Origin of the sequence: Streptomyces sp. 7-21 (assembly GCF_016741785.1) — a bacterium.
Taxonomy (GTDB): domain Bacteria; phylum Actinomycetota; class Actinomycetes; order Streptomycetales; family Streptomycetaceae; genus Streptomyces.
In genome coordinates this window covers 156986-179366 of sequence record NZ_JAERRL010000003.1, presented here as the reverse complement: position 1 = coordinate 179366, position 22381 = coordinate 156986, and the positions used below count along the sequence as shown (strand labels likewise).

Genomic DNA, 22381 nt, shown 5'->3' with positions numbered 1-22381 from the left:
AGCGGGGCGATGCGGGGCAAGGGCCCCAGCATGCACGAGGGGCTAGTACGAACACTGGGGCGTTGGGAACGAGTGGCGCGGCAGCGCCTGGAGCCGCGTACGCACGTGCGGATCGGCGGCGTCACGATCGGCGCCTGGCACGTCGGCGGCGGCACCGGCGAGCCCGTGCCGGTGGCCGAGGCGCTCGCCGCCGACTACGAGCCGTTCGAGGTCGGCCAGGAGTGGGGGCCCGCCTGGGGCACGACGTGGTTCCGCATCGAGGGCACCGTGCCCGAGGGACGGGGGCCCGTGGAGCTGGTCGTGGACCTCGGCTGGCGCGAGGGCATGATCGGCGGCCAGGCCGAGGGCCTGGTCTACGACGCGGACGGCCGGGCGCTCAAGGCGGTGCACCCGCGCAGCGGCTGGGTGCGGCTGCCGCCGGGCCCGTTCACCGTCTACCTGGAGGCCGCCGCCAACCCGCTGGTCCACTGCGAGGGCCCGCACGCCTTCGAGCCCACGGCCGTGGGCGAGAAAGACACGGCCGGGCCCGCCCCGCACTACCGCCTGAACCGGGCGGAGCTGTGCGTGTTCGACGAGGAGACCTGGGCGCTGCTGCGCGACCTGGAGGTGGCGGCCGGGATCGCGGCCGGGCTGCCGGACGAGGACCCGCGCCGCTGGACGCTGCTGCGCGCCGTTGACGCGGCGCTCGACGCCGCCGACGAGCCGGCCGTGGCGCGCGCCGCGCTCGCCCCCGAGCTGGCGAAGCCGGCGCACGCCAGCGCCCACCGCGTCACCGCCGTCGGGCACGCGCACATCGACTCGGCGTGGCTGTGGCCGGTGCGCGAGACCGTGCGGAAGGTGGCGCGGACGGTCGCCAGCGTGCTGGAGCGCATGGACGACGACCCCTCGCTGGTGTACGCCATGTCCTCGGCGCAGCAGTACGCCTGGCTGGAGGAGCACTACCCGGAGCTGTTCGGCAGGCTGCGGGACCGGGTCGCCGAGGGCCGCTTCGTGCCGGTCGGCGGGATGTGGGTGGAGTCCGACACCAACATGCCGGGCGGCGAGGCGATGGTGCGCCAGTTCACGTACGGCAAGCGGTACTTCCTGGAGCGGTTCGGCGTGGAGCCGCGCGAGGTGTGGCTGCCGGACAGCTTCGGCTACTCGGGCGCGCTGCCGCAGCTGGCGCGGCTGGCGGGTTTCCGGTGGTTCCTCACGCAGAAGATCTCGTGGAACGACACCAACCGCTTCCCGCACCACACCTTCTGGTGGGAGGGCATCGACGGCACCCGCATCTTCACGCACTTCCCGCCCGCCGACACCTACAACGCCGAGGTGACGGCCGCCGAACTCCGCCATACCGTGCGGAACTTCCGCGAGAAGGGCTACTCCTCCCACTCCCTGGTGCCGTTCGGCCACGGCGACGGCGGCGGCGGTCCCACCCGCGAGATGCTGGCCCGCGCCGCCCGGTTCGCCGACTGCGAGGGCGCCGCCCGGGTGACCGTGCGTGAGCCCGCCGCGTTCTTCGCGGACGCCGAGGCGGAGCTGGGCGACGCGGCGGCGGTGTGGGTCGGCGAGCTGTATCTGGAACTGCACCGGGGCACGTTCACCTCGCAGCACGCCATGAAGGCGGGCAACCGCCGCGCCGAGGCGCTGCTGCGCACCGCCGAGTACCTGGCGGCCAGCGCGGCGGTCCGCGCGGGCGCCCCCTACCCGGCGGCCGAACTGGACGAGATCTGGCGGACGGTGCTGCTGCACCAGTTCCACGACATCCTGCCCGGCTCGTCCATCGCCTGGGTGCACCGCGAGGCCCGCGCCACCTACGCCGAGGTGGAGCGCAGGCTGACGGAGCTGATCGACCGGGCGGCCGGCGCCCTGCGCGGCGACCGCGAGGCCGGCCCCCCGGCCCGGCTCGTCCCGGCGGACTGGTCCGGCTCCGGCGCCGCCGCCTGGCGCCCGCTGCCCGAGCGGGAGACCGCCACGGCGCCCGCGCCGGCCGCTGACGACGGCGCGCTCGTGCTCGACAACGGCCTGCTGCGCGCCGTGATCGACGCCCGCGGCTACGTCGTGTCGCTGCGCGAGGAGGGCACCGGCCGCGAGATCGTGCCGCCCGGGCAGGCGCTGGGCGTGCTGCGCGTGCACCGCGACGAGCCGGTGCGCTGGGACGCCTGGGACGTCGAGCGGGACGCCCGGCGGCTGTTCACGGCCCTGGACACGCCGGTCAGCGTCACGCCGGGACCGGGGCGCGTCACCGTCACGCACCAGGGCGCCGCGCTGCCGGGCGGATCCCGGCTGACGCTGACGATCAGCCTGCCGCCGGGCGCGCGCCAGCTGGAGTTCGACCTGCACGCCGACTGGCGCGAGCGCGAGAAGCTGCTGAAGGTGTCGCTGCCGCTGGACCTGCACACCGCCTCGGCGCGTTACGAGACGCAGTTCGGCTTCACCGAGCGGGCCGTGCACGACAACACCAGCTGGCACGAGGCCCACTTCGAGGACTGCGCCCACCGCTATGTGCACCTGTCGGAGCCGGGTTTCGGCGTCGGCGTCGTCAACGACACGGTCTACGGCTGCGACATCGCCCGCCTCGGCGGCCCCGCCGGCGGGGTGGACGTGCGGCTGTCGCTGCTGCGCTCCCCGGCGTTCCCGGACCCGGGGGCCGATACCGGTGAGCACCGGCTGCGCTGGGCCGTGCTGCCCTCGCCGGACATCGGCGAGACGGTCACCGCCGGGTACGCGCTCGGCGCGCCGCTGGTGCGGGGCCTGCCGCAGGACCTGCCGCCGCTGCTGTGGCTCCAGGACGCCACGGGCATGCCGGTGATCGACACGGTGAAACTGGCCGATGACGGCTCCGGCGACGTGGTCGCCCGGATCTACGAGGCGCGCGGCGGGCGGGCCTCGGCGGTGCTGCGCTGGGCGGACGAGCTGGGCGGCGACGGGCGGGCCGGTGCCGGTGCGCCGGGGGTGACCGTGCGCGAGACCGACCTGCTGGAACGCCCGCTGCGCGGGGATGACGGCGTGCGGCGGGCGCTGCGCGGCGCGGAGGGCGGCGGCGCCCGCCTGGAGCTGGCGCCGTTCCAGGTGGTGACGGTGCGGCTGACCCGCCCGGCCGCCGCTACTGGCCGACCAGGCCGGGACGGAGCGTCTTCGTGAACAGCACGCCGTTGCCGGTCTCCCGCAGCCGGACGGTCAGGTCGCCGCTGCCGCCGTCGATCTCCACCTCGCCGAAGAACTGGAAGCCCTCGGCGGGTGAGACGTTGGCGCGGTCCGGCGCCTTGAGGTAGACGCGCTCCGGCCCGAAGGTGCCGTCCAGCTCGCTGGCGGGGAACGCCCCCGCGTGCAGCGGGCCGGTGACGAACTCCCAGAACGGGGCGAAGTCGCCGAACGCGGCGCCCTCGGGCCGGTAGTGCTGCGCGGAGGTGTGGTGCACGTCGGCGGTCAGCCACACCGTGCCGGTGATGCGGTGGTGCTTGATGAACCGCAGCAGCTCGGCGAGCTGCGCCTCGCGGCCCAGCGGCGCGCCCGGGTCGCCGTTGGCGATGGCCTCGAAGTCGGTGTCGCCGTCGGGCACGACCAGGCCGAGGGGCAGGTCGGCGGCCAGCACCTTCCAGGTGGCGGTGGAGCGGGCCAGCTCGCGCTTGAGCCATTGCAGCTGCCGCCGCCCCAGCACGCCCTGCTCGTCGAGGGGCTGGTCGTTCGGGGAGTTGGCGTTGCGGTAGGTGCGCATGTCGAGCACGAACACGTCCAGCAGCGGCCCGTACCGCACGACCCGGTACAGGCGCCCGGCCAGGCCGCCGCCCGGCAGCGCGGGCAGCGGGAAGTACTCGGAGAACGCGCGGCGGGCGCGGGCCGCCAGCACGTCCACCGACCGTTCGGTGTAGCGGTCGTCGTCGAGGATCTCGCCGGGGTACCAGTTGTTGGTGACCTCGTGGTCGTCCCACTGCACGATCGCGGGCACCTGGGCGTTGAAGCGGCGCAGGTGCTCGTCGAGCAGGTTGTAGCGGAAGTTGCCCCGGTACTCCGCCAGGGTCTCGGCGACCTTGGACTTCTCCTCGGTGGTCACGTTCTGCCACACCCGGCCGTCGGGCAGCGTCACGGTGCGCTCCAGCGGGCCGTCGGCGTAGACCGTGTCGCCGCTGAAGAGGAAGAAGTCGGGGTCGAGCCGCCGCATCTCCTCGAACGTGCGGTAGCCGCCGAACGCGGGGTCGATGCCCCAGCCCTGCCCGGCCAGGTCGCCGGACCACACGAACCGGACGCCGCCGCGCCGCCGGCCCGGGGCGGTGCGGAAGGTGCCGGTGACCGGGGCGCTGACGCGCCGCGGGTCGTCGGGATCGGCCAGCAGCACGCGGTAGTGCACCTGCTCGCCGGCGGGCAGGCCGTGCAGCGCCGTGGTGCCGGTGAAGTCGGTGCCCGGGCCGAGCAGCGGCCCGGGGTAGCGGCGGGTGCGGGCGAACGACTCGGTCGCTGACGTCTCGACGATCATGCGCGCGGGGCGGTCGGACCGCACCCAGACCAGGCCCGAGTGGGCCGTGACGTCCCCGGCCTGCACGCCCCAGCGCGCCTGCGGCCGCCCGCCGCGCGCGAACGCCGGCACGGCTCCCGCGCCCGCCGCGGCCAGCCCGGCGGTAGCGGCGAGTGTGCCCCGCAGCACGGTGCGGCGCCCGGGTCCGCTGGCTGTCGCTGCCATGGTGGTGTTCCCCTTTCGTCGTGCGTCCCCCCGTGGCCTTCCGGCGGCCGCCTGGCAGCATGGCGCCGCTGGCCGAACGCCTGGCGAACGGCGGACGAACGGCCGGCATGCGCGGCCGGCCGGTCACTGCGACGATGGAGGTGTGACGCGTGAGCGGCCGCTGGATGCCTACCTCCGCAGGCGGGACTTCGCCAGGACCGCCGAGCCGCGCGGCGGCGGGGCCGGGGCGGGGGACCGGCCGTGCTTCGTGGTGCAGCTGCACGACGCCCGCCGGGTCCACTTCGATTTCCGGCTGGAGGCGGACGGGGTCCTCATGTCGTGGGCGGTGCCGAAGGGCCCCTCGGCGGACCCGGGGGTCAAGCGCCTGGCCATGCCGACGGAGGACCATCCGCTCGCGTACCGGGACTTCGAGGGCGTCATCCCGCAGGGTGAGTACGGCGCGGGGCCGGTGATCATCTGGGACGAGGGCACCTGGGAGCCGGAGCACGACGTGCCGGTGGCGCGGGCGCTGCGGGCAGGCCACCTGTCGTTCCGGCTGGCCGGGCGGAAGCTGCGCGGCGGCTGGGCGCTGACGCGCTTCCGTGACGGCGGCCCGGGCGGGCGGGGCGAGGCGTGGCTGCTGGTGAAGCGCGCCGGGTCCGGTGGCAACGCGGGGGCAAGGGGCGCCCCGGACCCGGCGCGGGCCCGTTCGGCGCGCTCGGGCAGGACTCTCGGGCAGGTGCGCCGCGAGGCCGAGCGAGCCGGCTAGAACTCGGGAAGGTCAGGGAGAACGCGGGAAGGTCAGGGCAGCGCGGGCAGGTCGAGGGTCCAGCCCTGGGAGCGGATCTCCGGGATGTACCGGCTGACGGCGTCCACCGTGGCGGAGCGGTCGCCGCCGCCGTCGTGGAGCAGGACGACCGCGCCCGGGGTCACGCCCTGGCGGAGGCGGTCAAGCAGCTGGTCGGAGGTGGCGGGCTCCCAGTCGTTGATCGCCAGGCGCCAGCCGAGCGGCTGCATCCCGAGGTCGGCGGCGACCTGCGGGCTCTGGCCCCAGTTGCCGTTCGGGGCGCGGAAGTAGGGGATCTCCGCGCCGGGGACGGCGGACTGGATGGCGGCGTTGGTCTGCTCCAGGTTCTGCCGGATCTGGTCGGGCGACCAGTAGCCCAGGTCCTCGTGGGCCATCGTGTGGTTGCACAGCACGTGCCCGTCGGCAACGATCTGCTGGACGATGTACGGGTACTGCTGGGCGTAGGTGCCCCACAGGCAGAACACGGCGGTGACGTTGTTCTGCCGCAGGATCTCCAGCAGGCGGGGGGTGTCCGCGGGGTTCGGGCCGTCGTCGAAGGTCAGCGCGACGCTGTAGCCGCCGCTGCGGGTCGAGTCGACGATCTGCGGCGTCGCGGTGGGGGCGGCCGGGGCGGCGGTCGCGGCTCCGGCGGTGACCAGGCACAGGGCGGCGGCCAGCAGCGTGACGAGCCGCAGGCCCCGCCAGCCGGTCCGTCCGGTCCGTCGCAGGCGGCGCGGGGAAAGGGGCGGGGTGGGGGAGAGAGCCCCAGTCCCGTCCAGGGTGTCGCTCATGCCCACTCCTCTCCACGGTGACCGAAAATCTTTCGGTTCCTTCCGGTGATGTGGGGACAGTAAGGAGGCCGCCAAGGGGCGTCAATACGCCCGGACACCCTCCGTGCGACGAGCGGTCGGTTTGGCACGACGAACGGTTGAACGGTCGAAACCTTCATCAACGGGGGGATGTTGTGAGCGGCGACGGGGGCGGGCAGGGCTCCGCAAGAAACCGAAAGTATTCCGGAAGAACAGGTTGACGTGCTCGCCACAGCGCCGCGATACTCCCCGAGGCTTCAGCAGCAAGCCCTCCCCGACCATCTGTCACACCCCCCACCGCGGCGCGGCGGCCCGCCCGGCCGCCGCGCCGTGCTTCCGTCCGGCGTCACGCCGCGCGCCGGGCGGGGCTGCGTCACTTGACCGAGCCGCGCATGACGCCGGAGATCACCCAGCGCTGGGCGAAGACGTACACGAGCAGCATGGGCGCCATCGCCATCAGGTAGGAGGCGAAGGCCGTGGTGTAGTCGGTGGAGAACTGGCTCTGGAACACGTACTGCACCAGCGGCAGCGTCCTGGCCTCCGGGCTGGAGAGGATGACAAGCGGCAGCAGGAAGTCGTTCCAGGCCCACAGGCAGGTGAGGATGCCGACCGTGGCGTTCATCGGCCCGAGCACCGGGAAGATCACGCGCCAGAAGACGGTCCACGTGCCGGCGCCGTCCGTGCGCGCCGCCTCCTCCAGCTCGCGCGGGATGGACCGCAGGTAGGCCACGTACAGGAAGATGTTGAACGCCAGCCCGTAGACGACATACAGCAGGATCAGGCCCGCCTGGTTGTCCAGGCCGAGCACCGCCGTCTGCTTGACGACCGGCAGCATGATGATCGGGAACGGCACGAACAGTGCCGAGACGAAGTAGTAGTACAGGACGCGGAACCGCCGCCGATGCATGTTGCGGGCGATGGCGTAGGAGACCAGCGAGTTCGTCAGCAGCGTCAGGCCCACGGCGCCGACGGTGATCAGGGCGCTGTTCAGCGCGGCACGCGGATAGTCGGTCAGCCGCCAGGCGTCGGCGAAGTTCTGCCAGCGCACCTCGTCCGGCAGGCCGAAGCCGGTGCCGCCCAGCTGGTCCGGGGTCTTCAGGGCGGTGACGACCGTGAAGTACAGCGGGACCAGCACGGTCAGCGCGCACACGGCGAGCAGCGCCGTCAGCCACCAGTTCACGCGCGGGCGGTGGGACCGGCGGCGGCGCGGTGGGGGCGCCGGAGCGGCCGTCGCCGCGGCGCCTGCGGTCGTGGTCGTGGTGGTCATCAGTACGTCACCTCGCGGGACCGCAGCAGCCGCAGCTGGAAGAGGGAGATGGCGATGATCAGCAGGAAGTACAGGACGGCGTTGGCCGTCTGGTAGGAGTACTCGCCGCCGAGGAAGCCCATGTTGTAGATGAGGAAGGACACCGACGTGGTGGACGTGCCGGGGCCGCCGTTGGTGAGGGCCACCACCTGGTCGAAGACCTGAAGGAAGTTCTTCAGCGCCAGGATCATGTTGATGGTGACGAACGGCATGATCATCGGCAGCGTGATCGAGCGGAACCGCTGCCAGGGGCCCGCGCCGTCCATGAGGGCCGCCTCGTGCAGCTCGCCCGGGATGGTCTGCAGCCCGGCGAGGAAGATGATCACGTTGAACGCGACGGCCTGCCACACCGCCACGATGACGATGGGGATCCAGGCACGGTCGGGGTCGGCCAGCATCGGCTCGCTCAGCCAGCCGATGCCCAGCTTCCCGGCGAGGTACGGCAGGGAGTGGCTGAACAGGTAGTTGAAGACGTAGGAGACGATCAGGATCGCCAGCACGTTCGGCACGAAGAAGATGGCGCGCAGTGTCGTGCGGAACCGGATCCTGGCGTTCAGGCCGAGCGCGAGGGCCAGCGCGATGACGTTGGTCAGGATGGTGGCGGTGACGGCGAACTGGACCGTGAAGAGGTACGACTCCCAGATCCCGTCGTCGCGGAAGAGGTTGACGTAGTTGCGCAGCCCGACGAAGTCGTAGTCGCCGTAGCCCGCGAAGTCGGTGAAGCTGTAGTAGATGCCCTGGAGTACCGGAAGGGTGTGCAGGAAGAAGAAGAGCGCGAGCGCGGGCAGGACCATCCAGTAGTACGCGGCGGACCCGCGCTTGCTGGTCCCGTCCGCCCTCCGGCTCGTGAAGAGGCTGGCCATGTGCGGCTCCCTGGTGGGTGGGGTGGGCGGTTCAGGCGTGGCGGTCCTGGTACGTGTCCCACTCCTCGTCGAGCGTGGCGAGATAGCCGTCGCGGTCGCCGTCGAGCAGGAACTGCTGGGTGACGGCCTCCAGCTGGACGGCGCGGGGAATCATGTGGTCGGTGAAGCCGACGATCCGGCCCTCGTCGATGAACGGCCGGACCTCGGCGAGTTCGGGCGACTCCGGCTGGAGCCCGTTGAGCGTGGGGACGGCGAGCTGCTCGTCGGCGTAGGAGCGCATGACGTCCGGGCGCATCAGGAAGCGCAGGAACGTCATGACCTCCTCGCGGTGGGCCGGATCGCGCCCGATCGTCAGCGCCACGTCAGCGCCCGAGACCAGGCGCGTGGCGGCGGGGTCGTCGGAGGCGGGCAGCGCGAAGGAGCCGATCTCGAAGTCCGGCTGGAAGGACTTGATGGGCGGGATGGCGAAGCTGCCCATCAGGTACATCGCCGACTGGCCCTGCGCGAACGCCTGGTTGCCCTCGTCGTAGGTGCGGGCGGCCATGTCGTCCTGGGTGTAGGAGTACAGCTCAGCGAGCTTGTCGGCGACCTCGGCGTACGCCTCGGTGAAGGTGGTGCGCCCGGCCAGCCGTTCGGGGAAGAACTCCTGGGGCGGATGCAGGCTGGAGGCCAGCGCGTTGAACGCGGGCATCGAGGTCCAGGCGTCCGCCAGCGTGCCGTAGAACGGCGTGATGCCCGCGCGGCGGAAGGTGCGGGCGGCGTCGATCAGTTCGCCCCAGGTGGTGGGGACCGCCACGTCGTGCTGGGCGAACAGCCGCCGGTTGTACAGGATGCCGCTGGCGTTGGCGGCGAAGGGAAGACCGTTATGCTCGCCGGGCTGGTACGTGCCCAGGGTGTCGAGCACGTCCTGGATGCCGGGAGCGATGTCCCAGGCGTCCGGGGCGGCCGCGAAGTCGTGCCAGACCCCGGACGAGGCTATCTCGCCGAACGTGAAGTTGCCGTTGAGCGAGACGACGTCGGGTATGTCGCCCCGCACCAGGCGGGTGCGGATCGCCGTCTCGAAGGCCGGGACGTTGTTCTGGACGACGCGGATGCCGGGGTGCTCGGCCTCGAACTGGTCGATCAGGCGGTGGAAGGTGGCCACCGCCTCGGGCTTGAACTGGAAGAACTCCAGGGTCACCCGGCCGTCTGAGCCGCCGATGCGGCCGCACCCGCTGGTGAGGGCGGCGGTGGCGGCGGCGGACAGTCCGGTGGTCAGGAGCCCTCTGCGGGAGATCATGCGGGCCCTCCTGCTGCGGTCGGTCTCAGGCGCTGGGGATGCGGCGCCGCTGGACGCGGGCCTCCCACGGGGCGAGGGAGTAGGGGCGGGTGAGCGGCGGGGCGTCCGGGAGGTTGCTGAGCAGCGGCTCGCTGTCCTCCCAGCCGGCCGGGATGTCGAACGGCGCGGGTTCACCCGAGAAGTTGCCGAGGACCAGCAGCTCCGTGCCGCTGTCCGGGTGGGTGCGGGTGAAGGCGTAGACGCGTTCGTCGTGGGGGGCCAGCAGCCGGAACTCGCCGTGCTGCACGGCCGGTTCGGAGTGGCGCAGCGCGATCAGGCGCCGGTAGTGGTGGAAGACCGAGTGCGGATCGGCCCGCTGGGCCTCGGCGTTGACCTCGACGTAGTCCGGGTTGACGGCGAGCCACGGCGTGCCGGTGGTGAAGCCCGCGTGCGCGCTGGCGTCCCACTGCATGGGGGTGCGGGCGTTGTCCCGGCCGCGGGCCCGCAGCGCGTCGAGCACGCGCGCGGGGCTCTCCCCGGCGTCGAGCGCCTCGCGGTAGTGGTTGAGCGACTCGATGTCGCGGAAGTCGGCGATCGAGGCGAACGGGTAGTTGGCCATGCCGAGTTCCTCTCCCTGGTACACGTACGGCGTGCCCCGGTGCAGGTGCAGCACGGTCCCCAGCATCGTGGCCGAACGCGTCCGGTACGCGGGCGAGTCGTCGCCGTAGCGGGAGACGACCCGGGGCTGGTCGTGGTTGGAGAAGTACAGGCTGTTCCAGCCGGTGCCGCTCAGCCCGGTCTGCCAGCGGGCCAGCGAGCCCTTCAGGTCGGTCAGCAGCAGCGGGCGCGGGTCGAACTTGCCGCCCGGCCCGTCGTCGAGACCGACGTGCTCGAACTGGAACACCATGTCCACCTCGCCGCGCGCCGGGTCGGTGAACAGCCGCGCCTCGTCGACGGTCACGCCGGGCATCTCGCCCACGGTCAGGTACGTGCCGGGGCGGCCGGCGAAGACCTCGCGGCGCATCTCCGCCAGGAACTCGTGGATCCGGGGCCCGCAGACGAACGCCGGGCTGCCGTCGCCGTAGCGGGCGCCCTCCCGCACGTGCCCGTCGGGCAGCGCCGGGTCCTTGGAGATGAGGTTGATGACGTCCATCCGGAAGCCGTCCACGCCCCGGTCCAGCCACCAGCGCATCATCGCGTAGACCGCCTGCCTGACCTCCGGGTTCTCCCAGTTGAGGTCGGGCTGCTTGCGCGAGAACAGGTGCAGGTAGTACTCGCCGCTGGCCGGGTCGAACTCCCAGGCCGGGCCGGAGAAGAACGAGCCCCAGTTGGTCGGCTCGGCGCCCGGCGTGCCCGGGGTCATGCCGGGCCGGGCGGGGCGCCACCAGTACCAGTCGCGCTTGGGGCCGCCGGGCCCGCCGCCGCGGGACTCGCGGAACCACGGGTGCTCGTCGGAGGTGTGGTTGACGACGAGGTCCATGATCAGCCGCATGCCGCGGGCGTGGACCTCGGCCAGCAGGCGGTCGAAGTCGGCCAGCGTGCCGAACAGCGGGTCGATGTCCTGGTAGTCGCTGATGTCGTAGCCGTTGTCGTCGTGCGGCGAGGGGTACACCGGCGACAGCCACAGCACGTCAACGCCCAGCTCGGCCAGGTAGTCCAGGCGGCTGGTGATGCCGGGGAGATCACCGATCCCGTCGCCGTTGCTGTCAGCGAAGCTGCGCGGATAGATCTGGTAGACGACGGCGGACTGCCACCAGGGGGCCTTGCTCACCACTGACCTCGCAATGCGCGGGAATGACGGGCCAGTGCCCGGTCTGCGATAGGGCTGGTTATTTCTACGGCGCAACGATGTGCCCGTCAACCCTCCGTGCAGAACCCGGCATAGCCGCATCAACGGAACGGAACGCCGCTGTTTTTACTATCGCTCTGGAAAATATTGGGGCCGGTGGCAGGATGGCGGAGTGACCCGTGAGGCGACCCCCCAGGTGAGTCCCGAGCCGCGGCCCGAGGCACCGCCCGAGCCGCCTGCCGCTCCCGCCTGGACCCCGCTGTCCGGCGCCGCGCACCGCATCGCCCTGGAGGTGCTGCTGCGCGGTCCGCTGCCCCGCAGCGAGCTGGCCCGGCGCCTGGACCTCTCCGCCGGAACCCTCACCCGCCTCGTCCGGTCGCTCCTCGACCGCGGCCTGCTCGTCGAGGACGGCACCGCCGGCAACGCTGCCCGGGGCCGCCCCAGCCGGCCGCTCGACGTCGTGGCCGGCACCCACCACTTCATCGGCGCCAAGATCACCGACGAGGACGTGCACGTCGTCGTCACCGACCTGCGTGCCGAGGTCGTCGCCTCCGGCCGCGCCCCCCTGCCCGGCCGCGACCCGGCCGCCGTCGTCACCACGCTCACCGCGCTGGCCCGCGACCTGGCCGCCGGCGTGCCGCGCGTCACCGCCGCCGGCGTCAGCCTCGGCGGCCAGGTCGCCGGGCACGCCACCGTCCTGCGCGCCCCGTTCCTCGGCTGGGAGGAGGACGTGCCGCTCGGCGCCCGGCTCGGCGAGGCGCTCGGGCTGCCTGTGGTCGTGGACAACGACCTGCTCGCCCTCGCCCGCGCCGAGCACTGGTTCGGCACCGGCCGCGGCCTGGACCGGTTCGCGCTGCTGACCACCGGCATCGGCGTCGGCTACGCCGTCGTCATGCACGGCCGGCTCGTGGAGAGCCCCGACGCGGGCATCGGCATGGTCAGCCACTTTCCCCTCGATCCGCTCGGGCCCGCCTGCCCCGAGGGGCACCGGGGCTGCGCCACCGCCATGCTCACCGCGCCCAGCATCAGCGCCGCCGTCTCGGTCGGCCGCCGCCGCGAGACCGGCTACGAGGAGTGCCTCGACCTCGCCGCCGCCGGAGAACCGGTCGCCGCGTCCGTCGTCACGGCGGCCGGCCGCGCGCTCGGCCGCCTCATCGCGGCCGTCGCGAACCTGACCATGGCCGGCACGGTCATCCTCACCGGCGAAGGCATCCGCCTCGCCGAGGTCGCCCGCGACGCCGTCCGCGAGGGGCTGCGCGCCGGGCGGGACCGGCGGGCCAGCGACGTCACCACGATCGTGCGGCCCATCGACTTCTCCGTCTGGGCCAGGGGCGCCGCCGTCACCGCCATCCAGCGCTACGTCCTGGGCGGCCCGGTGTAATGGTGGTGTCACAGTGATCACCAGCGCCCGGCGGCGCGGCAACCGTCCCGGGCCCGCGGGCCGTCCCACCTGGGGATGCCGCACGACTAAGGATTGGGGGACAGATGCAGCGCTGGGCCCTGACCGTGAGAGAGCTGCGCGGGCGACAGCAATGGCTTCACTGGGACACCAAGATACTCGGCGAGGTCACCGGGACGTATGAGCAGGCGCTCGCCGCGCTGTACCAGCACGCGGTGCACTACCGCGGCTTCCACCCCATCGGCGGGTCCTCCCGGCGGTGGGTGCTCCGGGACGGCGACGGCTTCATCGCCATCGACCAGGGGGTAACCCGCCAGGTCTCTTCCGAGTTCCGGGTGCGGGAAGTTCTGTGGGACTCCAAGGCCCAGGCCCCGAACCCGTAGCGGTGGTGCAACCGCCGGACTGAACGTGGGCGTCATCGTTTGCGATCGCCATCATCGCAACGACATCGACGGGGGATATGTGGACCACTGGGGGTTGTTCGTCGTAGAACTCCGGGGGGCGCCGCAAGCCCAGCACTGGCGGGAACGGCTGCTCGACGAGGTGTACGGGACGCGTGAACAGGCCATGGCCACCCTGTGCCAGCACGCGGCGCGGTACCAGACGAATGCTCTCCTCGCTGAGAAGCGACGCCTCGTGCTGGAGGAGAACCAGGGCTACCTCCTCGTCCTCCAGGGGCGCAGGTCCGGCATGCTGATCAGGTTCTTCCTGCGCAGGGTGGTGTGGGAATCCGCGCCCGCGAAGACGCGGAAGGGCTAGAGCCGGGCGACCGGTGCTGCACGGCCTGCCCGTCCGCCACGGACAGGCCGCCGGTCAGCAGGTACCGCGGGCCGCAGACCGCGTCTCGGGCCGGGGTACCGGCCGGGCGGCGCGGCGGGGGGTCACCCCTGCTCGACGGGCGGGCAGTAGCCGGTCCATTCGCCGATGCTGTTGATGTCGGCGTTGGAGCGGGGGTCTCCGGTGTAGTCGATCTGGTCGGTGCAGCGCAGGCCGGGTTCCTTGGGGGTGCCCTCGGGTGTTTCGTCGGTGAGGGGCGCGGGGCATGCGCCGGTTTCCGCGCCGATGGAGTTGATCTCGGCGTGGGAGCGCGGGTCCCCGGTGTAGTCGATCTGGTCGGTGCAGCGCGTCCCGCCCGCGCTGGACGCGGCCGCCGCCTCGTCGCCGTTCCCCTCGCAGGCGGTGAGAGCCAGGCTCGCGGCCACGACGGCGAGGCCGAGCACCGGCATCGTGCGGCTCCGTACGCGCATGGTCCTGTCCTCCAGGTGAGCGACCGCTGGATCAGGCGGTCTCGCTTGTCCGTACGGCCCGTTCGATGGCGCCCCGCAGCGGCTGGGTTTGGCGTGGGCACGGGACCGCGACGCGCCCGTGACGGAACCGGGACATGCCGTCCCCGGCGCCGGGGCCTGCGATCACCGCACCGTCCAGCAGCGGCCCACCGCCACCCCGCGCACGTACCCTGCCGGCGCTTGCGTCGCACCGCCGCGGCCGACCGCTCGCCGGCCCCGCTGCGGTGCGTCAGGCCGCGGCGGATCAGCTGTGTTGAGGGAGCAAGGACGCAGCCGTGACGGGGGAGTTCACTCGAAGGAGTAGGCAGGGAACGGTCTGGTTCCCACGGGGGGATGAGCCGTAGCGGGCCGGCGTAACGGTGGCCGCGTGACGGGGTTAGTGGGATGGACCGTCCGGCTGAACCGATCCAGGAAGGCCTCAGACCAGCAAGTGACGAGCATGCCGCCGCCTCACGCCCGTGTTCCCGACGGCTCTGGTGACCACGGGCCGGAGGAAGTGGCTGACGCCGTGAACCGGTTCGCCTCTCCCGTCACGCGCATGCTCCTGACCTCCGACGGGCTGACGACGACGATGCTCACCGCCCTGGCCGGCGAGGAGGTCTCCGTCCGCGAAGTCCGGTGCCGCCGGATCCCGGCCCGTGAGGCGCCGCACCGCGCCATCGCCTCGCTGGGCGCGGCGGACGGTGAAACGCTCGTCCTGCGCCGCTCGGTGTTCACCGCCGGGCGGCGGACGCTGGCGGTGAACCGCCTGGCGGCGCGCGAGTCCGTGCTGCCGCCCCGGGCCGCCGCCTGCCTGACGGACGCCGAGACCCCGATCGGCGCGGCGCTGAAGAACAGCGGCGCCCTGTGCACGCGCACCGTGCTCACGGCGGGCCGCGTGCCCTGGCCGCACGCCGAAGGCCCCCGCGCCCCCGCCGCGTTCCGGTCGTACCTGCTGTGGTACGGGCGGGAGCCGGTGGCGGCGGTCCGCGAGGTCTTCAGCCCGGAGGCGGTCCCCGCGATGCTGCGCGGGCCGTACCTGCCATGGCAGGGGTGAGCCCTGGCGGGGGAGCGCGTGCCGCCCCGGGCGCCCTTGGGCTGGCGGTGTCCGCCTGGCGGCGGGTGCGGGATTCCCCTGGGCTGAGAGGAGTGAGAGGCGCGGATGGCGGCGTTTACGGCGGCGGAACACGCCAGAGCGCTGTACGGGCTGTCGCGCGGCACGCAGGCGACGCTGAGCGTGGCGCAGCCGCTGGTGGGTGCGCTGGTGGCGGCGCCGGACGCGCCGCCGTGGCGCCTGGGCGTGCTGGTGGTGGCGTCGCTGGCGGGCTTCTGGGCGGTCTTCGCCGCCAACGACCTGCTGGACCTGCCGCTGGACCGGCGGGCCGCCGCCGGTGAGCGGCCGGGCGCCCGGGACGGGGCGGCGGGCTGGGACGTCGACGGGGCGGGCGCCCGGCATCCGGTGGCGGCGGGCCTGCTGCCGGTGGCCGCCGCCATGGCGTGGGCAACGGCGCTGGCAGGGCTGGCGGTTGGGCTCGCGGCGCTGCTGAGCTGGTGGTGCGTGCTGCTGTTCGCGGTGGCCGTGGCGCTTCAGGCGCTGTACTGCCTGCTGGCGACGGTCTCCCCGCTGAAGCTGGTGGTGAGCGGCGTGATGGTGGCGGCCGGCGGGGCGGTGGGCTGGGCCGCCGTCACCGATGGGGCGGACTGGGCGCGGCTTGGGTGGCTGGCGCTGTGGCTGGCGGCGTGGGAGGCCGGCGGGCGCAACGTGCCCAACGACATGGCCGACGTCGCCGGCGACGCCCGGCTCGGCGTCGCGACCGTGCCCGTGCGGTACGGGATGCGGGCCAGCGCCGTGCTGGCGTTCGGGTGCCTGCTGGCGGCGGCGGGGGCGAGCCTGGGGCTGGCGGTCGCCGCCTGGGACGTCTTCGGGCCCGCCGGGGTGGCGGGGACCGCGCTGGCGGGGTGGCTGGCACTGCTGCGTCCGGGTGTGGCGCTGCTGCGGCGCGCCGACCCGCCGACCGCGCTCGCGGCGTTCAACCGGGCGTCGTTCCATCCTGTGTGGGTGCTGGCCGCGCTGTGCGCCGGCCTGGTCATCCACTGAGAGGCCACCGCCGCCGGCCAGGCCGGGTGGCCGCCTGAGGCGCGAGACGATCGGACGGGCCGACATGAGTGACAGACTGACGGGGGACGACGACCTGGCTCGCGTGGAGGCGGAGTTGGAGCGCGCCGTGGACCGGCTCGATCCGGATGTGGCGCGGGTGTGCCGCTACCACCTCGGCTGGAGCGGCGTGTCCGGTACCCGGGGCGCCGGCGGCAAGCGGGTCAGGGCGGCCCTCGCGGCGCTGTCGGCCCGCTCGGCCGGCGGCGCCGGTGAGCTGGCGGCAGCGGCGGGCGCCGCCGTCGAACTCGTACACCAGTTTTCGCTGTTGCATGACGACATCATGGACGGCGACCGCAGCCGCCGGGGCCGGGACGCGGCGTGGGTGGCGTATGGCACGGGGCATGCCGTGCTGGCGGGGGACGCGCTGCTGGTGCAGGCGGTGCGCACGGTCACGGCCGCTCCGGGGCCGGGGGCGGCGACGGCGGCGGGCAGCCTGGTGGCGGCGCTGGAGGCCACGGTGAACGGCCAGGCGCGCGACCTGGCGCTGGAGCGGCGCGAGGCCGGCGACGTGACGGTGTCCGAGTACCTGGCGATGGTGGCCGGCAAGACGGGCGCGCTGCTGGCCTGCGCCGCCGCGCTCGGCGCCGAACTGGCCGGTGCTCCGGCCGCCGTGACGGGGCCGCTGCGGCGGGCGGGCGAGGAGCTGGGGGTGGCGTTCCAGATCACGGATGACGTGCTGGGGCTGTGGGGCGAGCACGCGGTGACGGGCAAGCCGGTCGGGGCGGACCTGCTGCGCGGCAAGAAGACGCTGCCGGTGCTGCTGGCGGTCGGCTCGGGCACCGGCGCGGGCCGCCGGGCGGCCGCGATGCTCGGCACGGGAAAGCTGGAAGAGGACGACGTGCCGGTGCTGCTGGGGCTGCTGGAGGAGGCCGGGGCGCGGGAGGGCGCCCGCGAGATGGCGGCCCAGCACACCCGGCGGGCCGCGAAGGCGCTGGACGAGGCGCGGCTGCCGGCCGCCGCGCGCGCCGCCTGGGAGGACCTGATGACGCGGCTGGGGCGCCGCGACCGCTGACCGGCGGCCGCCGGTGAGGTCGCCCGGCCCGCCGCGGGCGCGACACGCGGCGGGCCGGGCGGGCTGGCGGGCGGACCCCCGTGCACGTCCTCTGATAAGACTGGGCCGCCGGCCCGCCGCGGACACGTTCCGTGACCGGAAACCACGCAATGGAGTGAACGGACGTGCCAGGGTGGGCACATGCCGTTCGACCACAACGACCACTACCACCGGCTGCTGCTCCGGCAGCTGCCGCCAGGCTGCCGGACGGCCCTGGACGTCGGCTGCGGCACGGGCCGGTTCGCGGGGACGCTGGCGGCCCGCGGCATCGAGGTGGACGCGCTCGACCCGGACGCCTGGGTCATCGAGGCGGCGCGGCGCGCGCACCCGGGGCCGCGCTACCGGTGCGAGGACGTGACGGCGGCGCGCCTGCCCGCTGGGCGCTACGACTTCATCTCCTGCCTGGCCAGCCTCCACCACGTGCCGTTCGCCACGGTCACGGCGCTGCGCGCGGCGCTCGCGCCCGGCGGGGTGCTGGCGGTGCTCGGCTGCTACCGGGAGGCGACGCTCGCCGACCGTGCCTGGAGCCTGGCGGCCGTTCCCGCCAACACCGCCGCGCGCGTGGCGGTGTCCGCCGCCGACCGGGTGCGCGGGGTGGCGGCGCCGCCACGGCCGCCGGTGGCCGAGCCCGGCATGACGCTGGCCGAGATCCGGGCGGAGAGCGCCCGGCTGCTGCCCGGGTCCCGGCTGCGGCGCCTGCTGTTCTGGCGTTACCTGCTCGTCTACCGGGCGCCGCACGGCGGGTGAGCGCGGCGTCAGCCGTGCCAGGGCCGCAGCCGCGGAATCCAGGCGCGGACCGCCGCGCGGTACCGCTCGAACTCCTCGCCGTGGGTCTCCCGCAGGAACGGCTCCTCGCGGAACCGCACCACCGAGGCGAACACGGACCAGACCAGCAGGCCGTACACCAGCGGCGGCCAGCGCCACAGCAGCAGCGCCTGGGCGAGGATGCCGCTGACGACGCAGCAGTACATGGGGTTGCGGACCCAGCGGTACGGGCCGGTGACCACCAGGTGCTCGGGTGCGGCCGCTGGGGCCGGGGTGCCGCGTCCCTCGCGCACGAACCGGACGAAGGCGTCGATGATGAACGCCGCCGCTCCGGCGATGACCACGCCGGCGAGCACGCGCGGGGCCAGCAGCCAGCCGTTGTCCCAGTCCACGGAGGTTTCCCAGCGGGTGAGCAGGTAGGGGATGCCGTAGGTGACGATGACGGGCACGAGGAACCAGGCAGCGCTGATCACCGCAGCGGTACGCGTACGCATGCCCGGTATCTCACCTGGGCCGCAAGCCTTCATGCCGCGCTGAAAGGTGGTGAAGAGGCGCGGCGGGAGCGCACCGCGGGGCCCGTGGAGCCGAGCGGAAACGGCGGGAACGGGCGGAAGGCGGGCGCACCCGGACGCCCCGGCGTCCCGTAGCGTGGGAGATTGTGTGTCCGGGTTGGAATCTGTGGGGAGTGTGGTGAGCCATGGCGTCCGCCGAGGGCCCGCTCGACCACCACTACCGGGGTGAACACCCGGTCAGGACTCTGGCGTACCTCTTCCGGGAGGACCGGTGGCGCGTGGCCGGCGCGCTGTGCGTCTTCACCGTCAAGCACAGCCCCGTCTGGCTGCTGCCGCTGGTGACCGCCGCCATCATCGACACGGTGGTGGAGCACCGGCCGCTGAGCCAGCTGTGGCTGGCCGCCGGGGCGATCATGTTCATCCTGGTCGTCAACTATCCGCTGCACCTGCTCTACGTGCGGCTGCTCTACGGCTCCGTCCGCCGCACCGGCACCGCCCTGCGCTCCGCCCTGTGCACGCGGCTCCAGCAGCTGTCGATCGGCTACCACAACCGCACCAGCGCCGGCGTGCTCCAGACCAAGGTCGTCCGCGACGTCGAGACCATCGAGCAGATGGTGCAGCAGTCCAGCGACACCGGCCTGGGCGCGGCGACCGTGCTGATCGGGGGCCTGGTCATCATCGCCGTCCGCACCCCGGAGTTCCTGCCGGTCTTCCTCGTCGTCGTGCCGCTCGCCGGGCTGCTGGTGATGCGGCTCCGCTCCCGGCTCCGCCGCCACAACGAGGAGTTCCGCCAGGAGGTCGAGCATCTGTCGTCGCGCGTCAGCGAGATGACCCGGCTGATCTCCGTCACCCGCGCCCACGGCCTGGAGGCCGACGCGCTGCGCCGCATGAACGAGACGCTGCGCCGGGTGCTGCGCTCGGGCCTGCGGCTGGACCTGATGAACGGCCGGTTCGCCTCCGCGGCGTGGGTGTTCCTCAACATCCTGGGCGTGGTGTTCCTCACCGTATCGGCGCTCATCGCCTACCACGGCCTGTGGGGCCTGACGGCCGGCGACGTCGTCATGCTCAGCGGCTTTCTGACCACGCTGACCAACTCCGCCAGCACCCTGATGGGCCTGGCACCCGTCATCGCCAGAGGGCTTGAGTCCGTCCGCTCGGCGGGCGAGGTGCTCCAGGCGCCCGAAGTCGAGGACAACGCCGGCAAGACGACGGTCGAGGAAGTCCGCGGCCAGTTCACGTTCGAGCGCGTCAGCTTCGCCTACGACGACGCCGGCGGCCAGGCCGTCACCGGCTTCGACCTGACGGTCCAGCCCGGGGAGACCATCGCCCTGGTCGGCGCCTCCGGCGCGGGCAAGTCGACCGTGCTCAACCTGGTCATCGGCTTCATCCGCCCCACGTCGGGCCGGCTGCTGCTCGACGGCACCGACATGAACGACCTCGACCTGCGCAGCTACCGCCGCTTCCTGTCGGTCGTGCCGCAGGAGTCGATCCTCTTCGAGGGCACCGTCAGGGAGAACGTCGCCTACGGCATGCCCGACGCCGACGAGGAGACCGTCCGGGCCGCGCTGCGCGACGCCAACGCCCTGGAGTTCGTCGAACGCCTCCCCGACGGCCTCGACACCCTCGTCGGCGACCAGGGCGCGCGCCTCTCCGGCGGCCAGCGGCAGCGGCTGGCCATCGCCCGCGCCCTGATCCGCAACCCGCGGGTGCTGATCCTCGACGAGGCGACGTCGGCGCTCGACACCCGCTCCGAGCGGCTGGTGCAGCAGGCGCTGCGCAGGCTGGTCGCCGGCCGCACCACGTTCGTCGTCGCCCACCGGCTGTCCACGGTCCGCGACGCCGACCGCATCGTCGTCATGGGGGACGGCCGCATCCTTCAGACCGGCACCCACGACGAACTCCTGCGCCGCGGCGGCGCCTACGCCGCTCTCCACGGCGACTGCGCACGCCTGCCGGAGACCGGCGCGGCCTGACCGGCGACCGGCCGCACCGGCCTTCCGGCAGAGGCTGCCCCTACGCCTGAAGCCCCTGGTCCTCGCGCCGGTTCCGGTCGCGGACCCGGTCGAACGCGGTACGGCCGGAAGTGACCACCGCGCGCGTGCCGCTGGCCGCGGCGGTCGCGGCGGCGCGCAGCAGGCCGCCGGTGACGGCGCTGCCCGCCGCCCGGTCCGCCAGCGACCGGCCCTGGCCGGCGACCGCGGGCAGGGCGTTGGCCCAGAACAGCACGATCGCGGCGAGCCACACCAGCGCCGACAGGGCGAACCCGCCGCTCAGCAGCAGGCAGCAGGCCAGGGAGAACACGCCGACGTCAGCGGCCGTGGTCACCGCCGCGCGGCCGGCGGCCCGGCCCCGGCCCAGCCGCGAGGCGCCGTCGTCCCGCCGCACCACCCGCAGGTTGAGCAGCGCCTTGCCGGCCGTCGTGCCGGTCAGCCACAGCGCCAGCCACTGGTAGAGGAAGGTGAGAATCACCAGGGCACCGAACGCCTGCTGCACGGCCCGGATCGCGCGGTTCCACAGCCGCTCGCCGAACTCCTGGCCCGCGCCGGCGATGTCGCCGCCGGAGGTGACGACCTCCCAGACGCCGGTCTCCACCAGGCCGGGAACGTCGGTCACCATGCCGCTGATGCGGTTGAAGGTGACGATGCCGAGGAGAACGGCCGCCGCTATCACGAGCGAGAAGTCCACCAGCCAGGCCAACCCGCGCCGCCACGACGAGGGCCGCACCGGCTGCTGCTGCCCCCACTGGTCTGCCACCATCGCTGATCCCCCGGGAAATGACTTATGCCACACGGCCGCTGCCCGTCCGCGAGCGGCCAAGGGCAGGTTGCCACGAACGCGCTGCTGCCGGGTCGTCAGCGGACGTACTGGTACACGACAGTGACCGTTCGTTTGCCTTGCACCGCCAGGGGAGACGCCAGGGTTACTTCAGCGGTTTCCGGGAGAGGCAGCCACATGACCACCCGCTCCGCCACGGGCATGGCCGGGATCTGCGGGGCGTCCGCCGGGCCGCGCGTCGTACCGCGGCACCGGCAGGGCCTGTGGGAGGCCGCCGTGTGCCCGGCGCCGTAGCCGTGCGTGACGCCACGGTGCCGGACGGGCGCGCTGGTGCTGCCGCGCGGGCGGTTCGCCGCGTTGGTCGCCGGCGTGCGGGGACCGCGCCGCGGCGGCTGGGACCGGATCAGCCGTCGTAGCTGAACTTCAGCGTGACCGTGCTGCCTTCGATGTCCACCACCTCGACGGTGAGGCCGTTGATGGTGGTGGTGCTGTTGCCGCTGCCGTACACGTAGCCGTAGGCATGGCTGATCGTCACGCTGCCGCCGGAGACGCTGGAAACGTAGATCTCCTCCAGGCCCGGGGCCAGGGCCGGGTCGACGGGGATGGTGGCCGGGCCTTCCAGCGTCACCTCGCAGACCCCGTCGTAGCAGGCGTCGATGCCCGTGCCGCCGTCCGTGTCGTCCGGCGGGTCCCCGGCGGGCGCCTCCACGGGCTCATCCGGATCCCCTGACGGTTCCTCCGGCTCCTCCTGCGCGGGCTCCTGCGAGGCGTTGTCGGCGGGCGGCTGCTCCTCGGACGGCTCCTGGCGGGGGCTCTCCTCGCGGGGAGTGTCCGGCGCCTCGGCGGCGGATTCGCCGGTGCCGTCGTCGTCCGATCCGCAGCCCGCCGCCAGCCCGACGGTGAGCAGCCCGGTGAGCAGGGCCCCCGTGACCCTGATGACGGCGACCGTGGTGGTGCGCGTGGTCATGGTGCAGTCCTCCCGGCAGACAGCGTGGTCCCCCGGAC

20 protein-coding genes are annotated in these 22381 nt (G+C 73.4%); 10 read left to right on the top strand and 10 right to left on the bottom strand.

From position 1 onward, the window contains the following. The first annotated feature begins 72 nt into the window (after positions 1 to 72). Positions 73 to 3126, top strand: coding sequence for a glycoside hydrolase family 38 C-terminal domain-containing protein (locus tag JK356_RS04650; RefSeq protein ID WP_307815405.1), 3054 nt, complete (start codon positions 73 to 75; stop codon positions 3124 to 3126). On the opposite strand, the gene JK356_RS04645 is transcribed toward JK356_RS04650, so the two are convergent. Further along, a complete protein-coding gene (locus tag JK356_RS04645; protein WP_201866239.1) occupies positions 3089 to 4660 on the bottom strand; it encodes an alkaline phosphatase in 1572 nt (523 codons plus the stop codon). The two genes, JK356_RS04650 and JK356_RS04645, sit on opposite strands and share 38 nt — an antisense overlap. Positions 4661 to 4802: 142 nt before the next feature. Between JK356_RS04645 and JK356_RS04640 the strand changes: the two genes are divergently transcribed. After that, positions 4803 to 5408 (top strand): DNA polymerase ligase N-terminal domain-containing protein, encoded by a 606-nt coding sequence (locus JK356_RS04640; RefSeq protein ID WP_307815404.1) that lies wholly within the window; start codon positions 4803 to 4805, stop codon positions 5406 to 5408. Positions 5409 to 5440: 32 nt separating this feature from the next. Here JK356_RS04640 and JK356_RS04635 read toward each other — a convergent pair whose 3' ends face one another. The 5 genes from JK356_RS04635 to JK356_RS04615 all read right to left on the bottom strand — a co-directional run bounded on the left by JK356_RS04635 (position 5441) and on the right by JK356_RS04615 (position 11433). Next, the gene (locus tag JK356_RS04635) at positions 5441 to 6217 is read right to left on the bottom strand and encodes a polysaccharide deacetylase family protein (protein WP_201866237.1); all 777 of its coding nucleotides are present in this window, start codon (positions 6215 to 6217) and stop codon (positions 5441 to 5443) included. A gap of 391 nt (positions 6218 to 6608) precedes the next feature. Next, positions 6609 to 7502, bottom strand: coding sequence for a carbohydrate ABC transporter permease (locus JK356_RS04630; protein ID WP_201866236.1), 894 nt, complete (start codon positions 7500 to 7502; stop codon positions 6609 to 6611). After that, the gene (locus JK356_RS04625) at positions 7502 to 8404 is read right to left on the bottom strand and encodes a carbohydrate ABC transporter permease (protein ID WP_201866235.1); all 903 of its coding nucleotides are present in this window, start codon (positions 8402 to 8404) and stop codon (positions 7502 to 7504) included. Before JK356_RS04625 ends, JK356_RS04630 begins: the two co-directional genes overlap by 1 nt. Positions 8405 to 8435: 31 nt before the next feature. Next, on the bottom strand, positions 8436 to 9683 hold the full coding sequence (locus JK356_RS04620; RefSeq protein ID WP_201866234.1) for an ABC transporter substrate-binding protein: 1248 nt from the start codon (positions 9681 to 9683) through the stop codon (positions 8436 to 8438). Between the two features lie 25 nt (positions 9684 to 9708). Continuing rightward, positions 9709 to 11433, bottom strand: coding sequence for an alpha-glucosidase (locus JK356_RS04615; RefSeq protein ID WP_307815403.1), 1725 nt, complete (start codon positions 11431 to 11433; stop codon positions 9709 to 9711). Between the two features lie 190 nt (positions 11434 to 11623). Here JK356_RS04615 and JK356_RS04610 point away from each other — a divergent pair, with 190 nt between their 5' ends. From JK356_RS04610 to JK356_RS04600, 3 genes are all read left to right on the top strand, one after another. Further along, positions 11624 to 12832 (top strand): ROK family transcriptional regulator, encoded by a 1209-nt coding sequence (locus JK356_RS04610; RefSeq protein ID WP_307815402.1) that lies wholly within the window; start codon positions 11624 to 11626, stop codon positions 12830 to 12832. Positions 12833 to 12936: 104 nt separating this feature from the next. Further along, the gene (locus JK356_RS04605; RefSeq protein WP_201866232.1) at positions 12937 to 13233 is read left to right on the top strand and encodes a hypothetical protein; all 297 of its coding nucleotides are present in this window, start codon (positions 12937 to 12939) and stop codon (positions 13231 to 13233) included. Between the two features lie 79 nt (positions 13234 to 13312). Then, entirely contained in the window at positions 13313 to 13609 is a 297-nt protein-coding gene (locus JK356_RS04600) for a hypothetical protein (RefSeq protein WP_201866231.1), read from the top strand. 122 nt (positions 13610 to 13731) lie between these two features. On the opposite strand, the gene JK356_RS04595 is transcribed toward JK356_RS04600, so the two are convergent. Continuing rightward, a complete protein-coding gene (locus JK356_RS04595; protein ID WP_201866230.1) occupies positions 13732 to 14097 on the bottom strand; it encodes a hypothetical protein in 366 nt (121 codons plus the stop codon). A 577-nt stretch (positions 14098 to 14674) separates the two neighbouring features. Here JK356_RS04595 and JK356_RS04590 point away from each other — a divergent pair. From JK356_RS04590 to JK356_RS04575, 4 genes are all read left to right on the top strand, one after another. Next, positions 14675 to 15172, top strand: a complete 498-nt coding sequence (locus JK356_RS04590) for a chorismate pyruvate-lyase family protein (RefSeq protein WP_201866229.1) — start codon at positions 14675 to 14677, stop codon at positions 15170 to 15172. A gap of 105 nt (positions 15173 to 15277) precedes the next feature. Continuing rightward, on the top strand, positions 15278 to 16213 hold the full coding sequence (locus JK356_RS04585; RefSeq protein WP_236670759.1) for a UbiA family prenyltransferase: 936 nt from the start codon (positions 15278 to 15280) through the stop codon (positions 16211 to 16213). A gap of 64 nt (positions 16214 to 16277) precedes the next feature. After that, positions 16278 to 17285 carry a polyprenyl synthetase family protein gene (locus JK356_RS04580; RefSeq protein WP_201866228.1) on the top strand — a complete coding sequence of 336 codons (1008 nt, stop codon included), beginning with the start codon at positions 16278 to 16280 and terminating at the stop codon, positions 17283 to 17285. Positions 17286 to 17465: 180 nt separating this feature from the next. After that, the gene (locus tag JK356_RS04575; protein WP_201866227.1) at positions 17466 to 18071 is read left to right on the top strand and encodes a bifunctional 2-polyprenyl-6-hydroxyphenol methylase/3-demethylubiquinol 3-O-methyltransferase UbiG; all 606 of its coding nucleotides are present in this window, start codon (positions 17466 to 17468) and stop codon (positions 18069 to 18071) included. Positions 18072 to 18079: 8 nt separating this feature from the next. Here JK356_RS04575 and JK356_RS04570 read toward each other — a convergent pair whose 3' ends face one another. Continuing rightward, complete coding sequence (locus JK356_RS04570; RefSeq protein WP_201866226.1) at positions 18080 to 18583, bottom strand: isoprenylcysteine carboxylmethyltransferase family protein; 504 nt, start codon at positions 18581 to 18583, stop codon at positions 18080 to 18082. Positions 18584 to 18786: 203 nt separating this feature from the next. Here JK356_RS04570 and JK356_RS04565 point away from each other — a divergent pair, with 203 nt between their 5' ends. Next, on the top strand, positions 18787 to 20574 hold the full coding sequence (locus JK356_RS04565; protein WP_201866225.1) for an ABC transporter ATP-binding protein: 1788 nt from the start codon (positions 18787 to 18789) through the stop codon (positions 20572 to 20574). Positions 20575 to 20614: 40 nt separating this feature from the next. Here JK356_RS04565 and JK356_RS04560 read toward each other — a convergent pair whose 3' ends face one another. Beyond that, positions 20615 to 21358 (bottom strand): RDD family protein, encoded by a 744-nt coding sequence (locus JK356_RS04560; RefSeq protein ID WP_201866224.1) that lies wholly within the window; start codon positions 21356 to 21358, stop codon positions 20615 to 20617. 421 nt (positions 21359 to 21779) lie between these two features. Next, positions 21780 to 22343 carry a hypothetical protein gene (locus tag JK356_RS04555; RefSeq protein ID WP_201866223.1) on the bottom strand — a complete coding sequence of 188 codons (564 nt, stop codon included), beginning with the start codon at positions 22341 to 22343 and terminating at the stop codon, positions 21780 to 21782. Positions 22344 to 22381 lie beyond the last annotated feature (38 nt).